The organism is Evtepia sp. (assembly GCF_034090835.1).
Lineage (GTDB): Bacteria > Bacillota > Clostridia > Oscillospirales > Oscillospiraceae > Evtepia.
Window position 1 is genome coordinate 1 of sequence record NZ_JAXDRS010000030.1, and the last position, 11,916, is coordinate 11,916.

An 11,916-nucleotide genomic window follows, 5' to 3' on the forward strand; every position below is an offset into this window, starting at 1 on the left:
CTGTGTATGAATATGTTGACAAAGAAGAACATGATGCAAAATTGCTTTTCAGCGGTATGCTCCTTAAAGAATACCATGTAAACAAAGATACTGGCGAAATAGAAGAAATACAGTAAAAACGAAAGCCTTGACCACGAATGAATGGTTAAGGCTTTTCTTTATACTATCGTAATACTAAACTTACGGAGTGCTATGGAGTGATAGGCTGAGTTAAGGAAAGTAGAAATCCCAAAAAGGTAATACGGGTAGCACTTATGGCGAGTTATGGAGAGATAGGGCGAGTGCCTGTTAATCTTTAAAAGACTTTTGAACAGAAAAGGTGCGTGTCATCCAGCCATCCTTCCGGGTGATAGGAAGCAGAAGTGTCGGCAGCCAATAACGTTTCTGTTCCGGAGGCTATGTCCAGGAGAAAGAGCGCGTAGTTAATGTTGTCTTCTTTGTTGGATACATAGACGAGAGAGCGGCCATCTTTGCTGGGAATACAGGCACCGTTCCAGTTCAAATAGTTTTCGCCTAAGAGCTGGATGGATTCTTTTGACAGTTCATCGTAGGTTTTTCCCTGGTAGAGCGGGGGAGTGACTACCTGAGTGGTCCCGTCGGCGCATAGCAGGACAAGATCTCGATCAGAGGAGTAGAGGATACCCTCCTGGTTGGGGAGGGAGAACGGGACGTATTCGCTGGCGGTGAAAGGCACAGGGAGAACCACCTTGCGGCCGTCTACCTCAGCCTGCATGGCGACGATAGGCCAGGAGGAGGGAACTTCTGCGATGAGCTTTGGCTGGGAGGAGATGTCGTGGAGAATGGGGGCGCCTGCTTCGTCCAGATGGAGCAGTTTCATGTCTAAGGCCTTGCGGAGCAGGGCTTCATAGGTTTCGGGAGGCGTGGCCGGGGGATCGGTGAAGGCTTGGTAAAAGGGCTCTAGATCCTCATTGGTGGGCTCCCGCGTGAGAAGGGCGGTGCCGCTGGAGAGGGGGGTGACGTGATAGCTGGTGCTTCCTACGTAGTGCCAGGACTGGCCCTTGTCGTCTTTATTGCTGGCGTGGGTGGCCGGCCCGGCGCCCAGCAGAGCGACGGCAGTGAGCACCGCAAGGAAGAGAAGGAGGCATCGTTTGACGGATCGTTTCATAGGTTGGCACATCCTTTCCTATAAAGTGTCTGAGGAAGGCAGGTATGCAGCCTGCCTGTGTGGCGGTGGGGTGCTTTCATAAGAGAAACCATCCAGCAGATGGTTTTCTCACAGAAAATAGAAAAAAAGAGGAAGATTGTGCCATAGTCACAGAGGACACAGGAGAACTCTGCTATGATACAAACAGAAAAAAGATTGATAATCCGTTGAAAACGTGAAATACCTATGGATAAGAGCAGAACGGTATGAAATGAGGTGGCAGCGATGAAATATGATTTGATCGTGCTGGGAACGGGCCCGGCGGGCCTTTCCGCAGCGGTGACCGCCCGCGGCCGGGATAAAAGCGTTTTGGTTGTGGGCAATCGGTGGCAGGACAGCCCCCTGGCTCGGGCCAAGCGGATTGACAACTATTTGGGAATGCCCGAGATGACAGGCGCGGCGATGCTGGAAGAGTTCCAGCTCCACGCGGAGAGAGCCGGCGTAGATTTTGTCAATGGCCGGGTGATCTCTCTCATGGAGTGGGATGGCTTTGCCCTCACCATCGGTAACGACGTTTATCAGGGCAAGGCCCTCATTATGGCGCCCGGTGTGGTGCGGCAGATGAAGTATCCCGGGGAAGAGACCTTCCTGGGCCGGGGCGTGAGCTACTGCGCCACCTGCGACGGGATGCTCTACCGGGAAAAGCCGGTGGCTGTGGTGGGCCGCAGCAAGGATGCGCCCCACGAGGCAGAATATTTGAAGAGCCTGGGCTGTCAGGTGACCTATGTGGCGGCCAGACAGCCGGAGGGCATGGACCCGGAGATCCCCTTTGTCAAGGCGTCTCAGCTCATGATCAAAGGGGAACAGGCCGTGACCGGCCTGGAAGTCAACGGGGAAGAGATCCCTGTGAGCGGCGTGTTCATTTTGCGGGATGCGCTGGCCCCTACGGACCTGCTTCCCGCCCTGGAGACCGAAAACGGGGCCATCAAGGTGGACCGGACCATGGCGACCAACATCAAAGGGGTGTTTGCCGCAGGGGACTGCACCGGCGGACCGCTGCAGATCTCCAAAGCAGTAGGGGAAGGGCTGGTAGCAGCGCTGTCCGCCTGCGAGTATCTGGACCTGCAGGGAAAGGAATAATTCCCTTCCCTTGATCAAAAAGAAGTACAACAACCAAGGACAAAAGAAAGAAGGTATACTATGGCACTGCAGCATTACAATAAGGAAAGTTTCGATAAGAGCCTGAACGAAGGCAAGCTCATGATGGTGGACTTTTGGGCCAACTGGTGTGGTCCCTGCCACATGCTGGGCCCGGTCATTGAGGACCTGTCCGGTAAGTACGACGGAAAGGTCGAAGTGGGCAAGGTAGACGTGGATATGCAGGGCGAGCTGGCTATGCGGTACGGTGTGATGTCCATCCCCACGGTGATCTTTTTCAAGGACGGAAAGGAGATCGACCGGAAGGTGGGCGTGATGCCGGAAGAGGCCTTCACCCAGGTGCTGGATAAGAATCTGTAACACAATAGTCTGACCTGTTTGGAAAGGAGAAGCCGCCATGGAGTTAAAGGAAATCATGCAGCAGCGTTCCTTCGCTGTTGTGGGAGATACACTGAACGAAGCAAAGACGGCCCATGAGATCAAGGAGAAACTGCTCCAGCGGGGGTACACGGTGTATCCTGTGGGCAAGGAACTGGCTTCTCTCAACGAGATTCCCGACGAGATCGATATCATCGATCTGTGCATCCACCCGGCTAAGGGGCTGAAGCTCCTGCAGGAGAATGAAAAGGACTACAAGTGCATTGTTCTCCAGCCCGGCGCAGCAGACGAGACCCTGCTGGCTTACCTGAAGGAGCACCAGATGCCCTACCTGGAAGGGTGCCTGCTGGTGGGGATGTCCCTGTATCCCCGGGAAGAAACCTAACGGAATGAAAAAATGACCGGCTGCTTACAGGCAGCCGGTCATTTTGCTGTTCAGACAGAAAACACTGCCCGGCGATCGCCGGGCAGTGAAGTGATTTATCTTACAATGTTACGTCCAGAGAATTCCCAGCTTTTAGAGGGTGTCGACCAGGATGCCATAGCCGCCATCCTTGCGGCGATAGACCACAGAGAATGCGTTGTCCCGATCCGTGTTGCGGAATGCGAAGAAGGCATGTCCGATCAGGTTCATCTGGAGGATGGCCTCCTCAACGGACATGGGGCCAAAGGCGAACTGCTTGGATCTCACCACCTGGAAAGAAGGTGCGTCAAAACGATCCACCTCGGGAATGAAGATGAGTTCATCCACATCCTTGTCAAACTCTTCACTCACCACGCTGTCCGGCAGACGGGAGCGGTTTTCTCTCAGCTGACGATGGATGGAGGAGACAGCGGCGTCGATGGACACCATCATATCCGAGGTTTTCTCGACGGCACGGAAGATGATGGACCCGGAGAGGATGGTGAGCTCGATGGCGTGCTTGCCATCTTCGGCGCTGAAAACCACAACGGCTTCGGGGGAACCGCGGAAGAGATGATCCAGTTCGTTGATCTTATGCTCTGCGTGGGAATAGACCCGTTCGGGAACGGTCATGTGCTTGCTGGAAAAGGTGATCTTCATAGTAGGCAACTCCTTTCCTAAAAGCTGCAGGATATGGAACGTACAAACAAGGGAATGAATCTCTGGAAAAGGTTCTTTTCCTCTTCTGGTTATATTATAGCATGGGCGGCATGGTTTTGCAAGGGAAAATCGTTCATTTTGCCAAAGAATTTTGGAAGAAAAGAAGGCGGCACAGAAAACATAGAGAGAAAGATAGGAAGGAAGAGGCCCGGCGGAAACACCGTGTGGCTCTGGGGGAGACGGCAGGCTCCCGCCGGGAGGAGAAACAGAAAAATTTGGAAGAAAAAGGGAAATTCTGATTGCCTTTCCCAAGGAGGCATAGTAGGATGAGCAAAATGGCACAGAGGGGAGAAAGGGTATGACGACCAATGCGTTGAAGGAATACCTGGGTATAAGTGGTGGACATGGAAAAGCCAATGGGCAGGATGTTGCGATAGTAATTGAAATGTTCCCGGCGGGTCCAGATGGCGAGATCAATGGGGGTAAACATGGGCAAACGTTCCTTTCAAGTGCTGTGGGCTGGGGGAATGGATTTGGACCGACGGGCCTCGGGCACAATGCTGGCCAGACTCCCGGCCAGGAAAAAGAGGATGCCCACCGCCATGGGCAGGGTGATGGCCTCGTGGAGCACCGCCAGGGCGATGGGGGGGGCCAAAATGGGTTTAAAGAAAAAGGCCAGGCTGCCATAAGTGGCGCTGGTGGTTTCCACGGCCAGCATGTGGAAGACGTAGCCACCGGCGGTATTCACCACGGCCAGGAAGAGGAAGTAGGGTAGGGTTTCCAGGGAAATACCCTGTAAAAAGGGGACGTCACAGAAAATATCCAGCCCCACCGCCTCCAGCACCAGGGCCAGAACGTGGCACCAATAGATCTTCTCCCGGAGGAGCAGATAGGCCAGCACCGTGACGAAAATGGGGTTGATAGAAAAGAGTACCGCCACCACGTTGGCCTGCCCGTGGGTGATGGAGAGCTGGTAAAAGACCATGGCCAGCGGGACACACAAAAACCCCGTCAAGGCAAAGGTCTTAAAGTCCTGCCCAGTCAGGGTGATGCCTCGTTTTTTCAGGGTCCGGAGAGATAGAGGCAGCAGACAGAGACCGCCCACCAAAAACCGCTCCACCGTGATCTGCATGGGGTGGAAGGACCCCGACACCGCAGGGAGCTTCAAAACCACTTCCATGGTGGAAAAGATCAGCGCAGCCAGGGCGAGATAAATGCTGCCCAGCAGAGTCTTTCCTTTCATGATGCCCAACCTCCACCCAAAGAAATCTTATAATAAAATTATAATCTTTTTTCCATTAAATGCAAGATAAGCTTCCCCCTCTGGACAGAAAAACCCCCGGGCCAGCCCGGGGGTTTTTGTCAGCATATTGCTGGGGTCCTATTGGAAAATAGGATTAGTCGGTGTAGACCAGAGTCTTCAGGATAGCAACACCATCTTTGACGTCGCCAGCAAGGACAGAAACTTTGTCGCCCTTGTTGATAGCAGTCAGATCCTTGCCGTACAGGCTATAAACCTTGGTGTTCTTATCAACGACATAGGTAACAGCATGGTGTCGATAGCGCGGAAACCATACTGAACAGCAACCTTGTTATTCCAAATGCCAACGGCATTGGCCTGAGTGCTATCGAATGCAGCATCGCTGTACTGGTTGAAGTTCACCACGTTCAGGGTGATGTTGCTAGCCTTGTTGTCAACACCGAACTTCTCGCCGTTGATCACAACGGCGGTCTTGGTGCCGAGAGCCTTGTAGTTGTCGATGTTGCCCAGAATGCCTTCTGCCACGACAGCATCCTTGGAAGCAAAGATGTTCAGAGCTTCCTTCTTGCTGTTGTAGACAACGCTCACGTTCTTGGCGAAGTCATCAGAATAGTCAACCTTGGAGGTCACCTTCACGCCATTGCTCAGGGTGTACTCATAAACGGTAGCATCCTTGCTATAGGCGTTGATGTCGGTCATGATGGCAGTGGTAGCATCAGCATTATAAGCATCGTTCAGCAGGCTGTAACCCATGCCGATAGCCTGGCCAGCAGCAGAGTACTTTACGACTTCTGCGTTCAGAGTGTTCCAGATTATCTGGGCAGCGTTATCACGGGTCAGAGGAGCGCTGACGTCCATGGTCTTCAGGCCGTCATACAGACCAACCTGACCAGCCTTGACGTTGACGTTCACAGCCCAGGCAGCGCCTTCGAAGCCTTCCTTCACGGCGTCATAACCCAGGGAGACCAGCAGCATCTTAGCTGCCTCAGTACCGGTCACGTTGTTGTCGGGGGCAAAGATGCCGTCCCAACCGCAGACGATGCCAGCAGCGGCGCAGTACTCAATGTACTTCTCAGCCCACTTGGAGTTGGGGCTGGTCTTCACGTCGCTGAAGCTGGGGGTGGTGGGGAGTGCCATGGAAGCGTCCCGGCCGCCGTTGAGCATCATAGCGATGAGCTTAGTAGTCTCAGCGCGGGTGATGTTGTTCTCGGGGCGGTAGGAATCGTCTTCGTAGCCGTTGATGATGTTCAGTGCTGCGCACATATCAACGGCCTCTTCGTTCACGATCTTGTCCTGATCGGTGAACGCTGCGCCGGCGCCCATGACCATGACGCTGAGCATCATTGCCAGGCAGAGCACCAGGCTCAGAACCTTCTTCAGGAAATTCGATAAGAAAAACGGGTCATTCCCGTTCGGATTCCCACAGATTTCCCACAGGTTTCCCACGAAAAAAAGCCCTCCGGCGAGGGCCGGAGGGCTGGGTGATCAGTCGTCTTTGGAGGAGGGGACGAAGGCCTGCCAGGGCAGCACATCACTGAGCTCAATGAGCACGGGGGAGTAGCCGCCCAGGTTGTCATAACCGGGGTTATTTCTGGCGGGAACACTGCCGGGCACAACGATGGGCAGGGAGACCACCAGGCAGGCGCCGCCGTCCTGACCGCTCTGGGCCACCAGGACCCCGCCGTGGAGGGCTGCGATCCGCTGGGCATTGTAGAGGCCCAGCCCGGCGCCTTCCCCGGGGCGGGGAATCTCTTCCGGGGCGTCGCCGGAGAAGAGGGTCGCCATCCGGTCTTCAGGGATGCCAACGCCGCTGTCCCGCAGGGAGATAACGCACCGGCCGTTCTCAGCATGGAGCTTCATTTCTGCTTCGCCTTCCTTACCGGCGGCGCGGATGCTGTTGGAGACCAGGGCCAGGAGCATCTGGGTGAGCAGGGACTTGCTGCCCTGGAAGGGCAGGTGGTCCACGTTGCTGGCATAGGAGAAGCGGACGCCGGCCAGATCAGCCAGCCAGGACGCCTCTTCGGCCATCCCCTGGCAGACCTGGGCCAGGTCGAAGCCTTCCTCCCGGGGGAAGGTCTTGTCGTTGAGTTCCTGGGTGAGTTCAGCCTGTTTGGTCAGGCGGAGCATCTGGTAAATAAGGCGGCTCTGGTGGGCCATATCCTGCTCGAAGTCACCCATCAGGTGCCGCTGGTCCAGCACCCGTTTCATCCGCCACTGTACGGCGGTAAAGTTGGACAGGCATTCACGCATCCGGAACACCGCATTGGAGAAGGGGTGTTTCTGCTCCTGGGGCTGGGGCATGGGGCGCAGCACCAGGAGGTCACCGCCCTCCATAGGGGAGACCGTCACCCGATAGATCTCCTGTCCCAGGGCAATTTCCATGGCGCCGCCGGGATGCTCGGCCAAAGCGGCCAGAAGCTCTGCCGGACAGGTATCCCCCTGGAGCAGAAGGGAGCCCGGTTCGTTGGAGTACACCGGGTGTCCGCCGGAGAGAAAGATCACCGGCTCGGGAAAACTGCCGAATTGCGGGTCCAGACGGGAAGTGATAGGGTCCATAGCATCAACTCCTTGAAAATGGGATTAGGATACCCGGGGTAGCCGGGAAATTTCGCACCAACAGTTTAGCAAATACAGGCAGGCCTGACAAGAATTTTGTCAAAAATGGTCGGCAAATCTTGAAAAGCGGAAAAGTTTTGCAAAGTGGTACTTCCATCTTTGTAAAAAGTAGCGTATAATAAAAATACCTATGCTGGGCATTTCCGGCAAAAAAGAGAAAAATGACGCGGAAAGGATATTGGTTGATTATGGGTATGAAAGTAGGCATTAACGGATTCGGAAGAATTGGCCGGTTGGTGCTTCGTTTGGGTGTGGAGCGCCCGGATGTAGAGTTCGTGGGCATCAACAGCCACAGCCAGACCCCCGACTACATGGCCTATTTGTTGAAATATGACAGCGTCCATGGCCGGTTCCAGGGCGAGGTCAGCTGGGAGGGTGACGACCTGATCGTGAACGGCCGTCGCATCCGCGTGTTCCACTGCGAGCTGCCGGAGGAGATCCCCTGGGGTTCCGTGGGCGCTGAGTACGTGGTGGAGAGCACCGGCAAGTTCACCACCGCCGAGAAGATGAAGGGCCATCTGGTGGGCGGCGCCAAGAAAGTCCTCCTCACTGCCCCCTCCAAGGACGACACCCCCATGTTCGTCATGGGCGTCAACAACACATCCTATGACAAGAGTATGGCCTTCGTTTCCAACGCCTCCTGCACCACCAACTGCCTGGCTCCCGTGGCCAAGGTGCTCCACGATGCCTTTGGCATCAAAGAAGGCCTCATGACCACCGTCCACTCCATCACCGGCAGCCAGAAGACCGTGGACGGCACCTCCAAGAAGGACTGGCGCGGCGGCCGCGCCGCCTCCGGCAACATCATCCCCTCCACCACCGGCGCCGCCAAGGCCGTGGGCAAGGTCATCCCCGAGCTGGCCGGCAAGCTCACCGGCATGTCCCTGCGGGTGCCCACCCTGGACGTCTCTGTGGTGGATCTCACCGCCGAGCTGGAGACCCCCGCCACCTATGACCAGATCTGCGCTGCCATGAAGGCCGCTGCCCAGGGCTCTATGAAGGGGATCCTGGACTACACCGACGACGCCGTGGTCTCCACCGACTTCCTGGGTGACCACCATACCGCCATTTTCGACGCCAAGGCCGGCATTTCCCTGAACGATCACTTCGTAAAGGTCATCGCCTGGTACGACAACGAGACGGGATACTCCGCAAAAACCGTGGACCTGCTGGAATACATGTATCTGGTAGACCATAAGTAATTCATACACCATATATATTATATCGTATCCAAACGACACGCTTCGTCCCAAGACTGATGAAGCGTGTCGTCCCCTTTTCCGGGCAGAAAAATCCCCCCATCTATATTACCGTTGTGTTACAAAACCAAATTCGGACTTTACAAATTCGAAAAGTTTTCGTATAGTATCCATAAGGACACGTCTCGCCTACTGCGCCCGACGCAGATACCGCAACGGCATGCCACAGTATGTGTGCCGGACTTGGTCTGGTTGGACGGGTTCAAAAAACTTTAAAGGAGGAACACCTCTATGAGAAACCTGAAGAAGGTTCTGAGCCTGGTGCTCTGCCTGGCTATGATGCTCAGCATCATGGTTATGGGCGCCGGCGCAGCGTTCACCGATCAGGACAAGATCGTGAACAAAGAGGCCGTTGACATGTGCTCAGCACTGAACATCATCAACGGCTACGAAGACAATTCCTACCGCCCCGAGGGCAACATCACCCGCGCTGAGACCACAAAGCTCATCGCTATGATGCTCAACGGCGGCAAGGAAGGCAACCTGCCTGCGGCTGGTTATTCCAGCTTCAGCGACGTGCTGACCAGCCCCAACTCCAAGTGGGCATCCCCCTACATTGAGTACTGTGTGGCTGACGGTATCGTCTGCGGTTGGGACGGCATGTTTGCCCCCGACAACAACGTGACCGCTACCGAAGCTGCCAAGATGCTGTTGGTCTCCCTGGGCTACAAGTCCGACAAGGAAGGCTTCGAGGGCACTGGCTGGAATGTGAGAGTCAATGTCAAGGCTTCCCAGGTCGGTCTGTATAACGGCCTGAAAGGCATGGATGTCAGCGCTCCCCTGACCCGTGACAACGCTGCTCAGATGATTTGGAACGCTTTGCAGGCCAACACCGTTCTTTACTCTCCTGCTGGCCAGGCTGTCTCCAACAATCAGACCCTGCTGGCTAAGGCCTATGGCGCTACCGTCGATACCGGCGTGATGGCTCAGATCTACTACAATAAGGACACCAAGGAATACACCTATTCCATCGTGGACGCCAATGTTGACCGTAACGACATCGGTAATGTGATTGGCGGCGGTGACTTCCTGAACGGTGCTACCACCTTTGTTACCGCCGCTGACTACTCCGACCTGTTCGCTATGAACGTCACCGTCCTGCACAAGGGTAACCAGGCTCTCCTCATCCGCGTGAACGAGGGCGGCACCGTTGTGGAAGGCGTTTATGGTGACATTAACTTCAACAACACTAACAGCAACACCTTTACCGTAAACGGCCAGAAGTATCGTCTGGACAATGTGGTTGGTGATATGACCGCCATTACTGTCCTCTACAATGGCATTGATGATGACGCTTTCGACGCCATTGTTTTTCCCCAGTATTCCTTCCGTGCCATTGACTTGGACGGCGGCGGCGATGTCGACCTGTTCGTCGTCTATCCCTATGTCGTTCTGAAGGTCGACAATGTCATGACCAACAGCTTTGTGACGCGCGAACTCGCACGGAATGATGCTAAGCTGGTTGCTGTCAACGGCCAGAACCAGAACCAGATGAGAGCTGAGCCTGATGAGATCGTACAGGATCGTGTGATGATCAACAATCTGTCTGGCGCCATTGAGTTCGACGATGTTCAGGTCTCCGGAAAGCTGGCCCCCTATGGCTATGTGATGGCTGTTCCCGGTACTTTCACCGCTCAGGGTGAAGATATCTATACTGCGCTGAACATTCAGAGCGGTGTCGTTAAGAAGCTGAACACCAACGACAGCATGATCACCATGAATGGCACCCAGTATGACGGCGGTCTGCTGTCCATTTGGGACAATCAGGCTCTGGGCAGAGAGATCTCTCTGAACAACACTTACAGCTACGTTGAAGTCAATAACTACCTGTTCATGATGGATGGCGCAGGCATGGTTCCCGCTTATGACAACTATGTCGTTGTCACAAAGACTGCTAACTTTGCAGAAAACGCTGATCAGACTTGGCAGACCGATCTGCTGACCACCAAGGGCACGACGATGCGTGTAGACGTTTCTAACGTTGACCTGCAGCGGTGGTTCATCGGCGGCCCCGTTGTCGGCGCTATGTACACCTACCAGGTTAACGACGACGGTTATTATGAACTGACCGCAGTCGTCGACGGCAATAAGCAGGAAAACAGCAGCGTATTTGATCTGCAGCAGGTCTATAAGTGGGGTGCAACTCTGAATGACACCTTACACCCCTGGCTTGGGTACATTAACTCCGGCGTGGAAGATATGTACGGCACCAACTCTGCTGGCAGCTGGTTTGCGGATGAGGATGACGCAGATACTGTCTACAACATTGAGAAGGATGCTGTGATCTTTGTTTACAACGCGGACGCTGATCCCGATAACGGCGGTGTTGAGTACAGTGTTGTGAAGGGTTCCGATCTGAAGAATCTGAATGTGAATGTAGACACCATCAATTGGGCCTTTACCGGCGCCAGCGTGAAGCGGGCTGGTATCGCGACCGTCGATCTGGGTTATGTTCTCGTTGATGAGACTCCTGACGAGATCACCATGTATGCAGCCCTGACTGATGACAACGCCATCCGTGCTGTCAATGAAAACGGCAAGTATTACATCTCCGTTGATGTCATTGCTGCAGGCGGCAAGAAAGTCACGTTGGAAACTCCTGAATCCATGATGCAGGATAAGCCGCTCTTCGATCTGCTGTATAACGCACTGACGGATGCTCCCGACAGCATCTTCCAGTTCATCCTGGATAAGAACGGCAAGCTGATCGGTATCAAGAACTACGGCAGCGTCGGTACTACTGCAGAGATCACCGGTATTTACAACGGTATCATCACTTTGGACGACGATAATACCGTTTTCGTAACCGACAACACCATCTTCCTTCCCACTGGTGGCATGACCAATGGTTATGATGATCTGGTTATCGGTGACGAGATCACCTACGATGTCAATAACAATAACGAACTGGTATTTGTTGGGTACAACAAGTAATCCCTTTCGTAGTGGACCCCCCCGGCCGGCCCGGGGGGTGCGTTATACAGAACCGACGAAATGGCGAATTTACCCGAAATTACAACCCCAAGCACCACAAAACATTTTATCTTTTGGCCAAAAAAAATACCGGAACCAATAC

11 protein-coding genes are annotated in these 11,916 nt (G+C 54.4%); 6 read left to right on the forward strand and 5 right to left on the reverse strand.

Annotation, left to right across the window (positions count from 1 at the left end):
- Nucleotides 1-295: 295 nt before the first annotated feature.
- The gene (locus SOR61_RS05940) at nt 296-1,126 is read right to left on the reverse strand and encodes a hypothetical protein (protein ID WP_320611754.1); all 831 of its coding nucleotides are present in this window, start codon (nt 1,124-1,126) and stop codon (nt 296-298) included.
- 264 nt (nt 1,127-1,390) lie between these two features.
- On the opposite strand from SOR61_RS05940, the gene SOR61_RS05945 reads away from it, so the two are divergent.
- Genes SOR61_RS05945 through SOR61_RS05955 form a run of 3 tightly spaced genes read left to right on the forward strand, consistent with a single transcriptional unit; the run spans nt 1,391 to nt 3,026 of the window.
- Nucleotides 1,391-2,245, forward strand: coding sequence for an FAD-dependent oxidoreductase (locus tag SOR61_RS05945; RefSeq protein ID WP_320611755.1), 855 nt, complete (start codon nt 1,391-1,393; stop codon nt 2,243-2,245).
- Nucleotides 2,246-2,305: 60 nt separating this feature from the next.
- On the forward strand, nt 2,306-2,623 hold the full coding sequence (trxA, locus tag SOR61_RS05950) for a thioredoxin (RefSeq protein WP_320611756.1): 318 nt from the start codon (nt 2,306-2,308) through the stop codon (nt 2,621-2,623).
- 37 nt (nt 2,624-2,660) lie between these two features.
- The gene (locus SOR61_RS05955; protein ID WP_320611757.1) at nt 2,661-3,026 is read left to right on the forward strand and encodes a CoA-binding protein; all 366 of its coding nucleotides are present in this window, start codon (nt 2,661-2,663) and stop codon (nt 3,024-3,026) included.
- 132 nt (nt 3,027-3,158) lie between these two features.
- Here the strand turns inward: SOR61_RS05955 and hpf are convergent, their stop codons facing one another.
- Nucleotides 3,159-3,704: a ribosome hibernation-promoting factor, HPF/YfiA family gene (gene hpf / locus SOR61_RS05960; RefSeq protein ID WP_320611758.1), complete on the reverse strand. Its 546-nt coding sequence runs from the start codon at nt 3,702-3,704 to the stop codon at nt 3,159-3,161.
- Between the two features lie 33 nt (nt 3,705-3,737).
- Between hpf and SOR61_RS05965 the strand changes: the two genes are divergently transcribed.
- Nucleotides 3,738-4,034 (forward strand): hypothetical protein, encoded by a 297-nt coding sequence (locus tag SOR61_RS05965; RefSeq protein ID WP_320611759.1) that lies wholly within the window; start codon nt 3,738-3,740, stop codon nt 4,032-4,034.
- A 175-nt stretch (nt 4,035-4,209) separates the two neighbouring features.
- Here the strand turns inward: SOR61_RS05965 and SOR61_RS05970 are convergent, their stop codons facing one another.
- The 3 genes from SOR61_RS05970 to SOR61_RS05980 form a co-directional block, all read right to left on the reverse strand.
- Nucleotides 4,210-4,947: a DMT family transporter gene (locus SOR61_RS05970; RefSeq protein ID WP_320611760.1), complete on the reverse strand. Its 738-nt coding sequence runs from the start codon at nt 4,945-4,947 to the stop codon at nt 4,210-4,212.
- 246 nt (nt 4,948-5,193) lie between these two features.
- Nucleotides 5,194-6,324 (reverse strand): S-layer homology domain-containing protein, encoded by a 1,131-nt coding sequence (locus SOR61_RS05975; RefSeq protein WP_320611761.1) that lies wholly within the window; start codon nt 6,322-6,324, stop codon nt 5,194-5,196.
- A gap of 126 nt (nt 6,325-6,450) precedes the next feature.
- Complete coding sequence (locus SOR61_RS05980; protein WP_320611762.1) at nt 6,451-7,521, reverse strand: HAMP domain-containing sensor histidine kinase; 1,071 nt, start codon at nt 7,519-7,521, stop codon at nt 6,451-6,453.
- Between the two features lie 248 nt (nt 7,522-7,769).
- On the opposite strand from SOR61_RS05980, the gene gap reads away from it, so the two are divergent.
- A complete protein-coding gene (gene gap, locus SOR61_RS05985; RefSeq protein ID WP_320611763.1) occupies nt 7,770-8,783 on the forward strand; it encodes a type I glyceraldehyde-3-phosphate dehydrogenase in 1,014 nt (337 codons plus the stop codon).
- A gap of 288 nt (nt 8,784-9,071) precedes the next feature.
- Complete coding sequence (locus SOR61_RS05990; protein ID WP_320611764.1) at nt 9,072-11,774, forward strand: S-layer homology domain-containing protein; 2,703 nt, start codon at nt 9,072-9,074, stop codon at nt 11,772-11,774.
- Nucleotides 11,775-11,916: the final 142 nt, after the last annotated feature.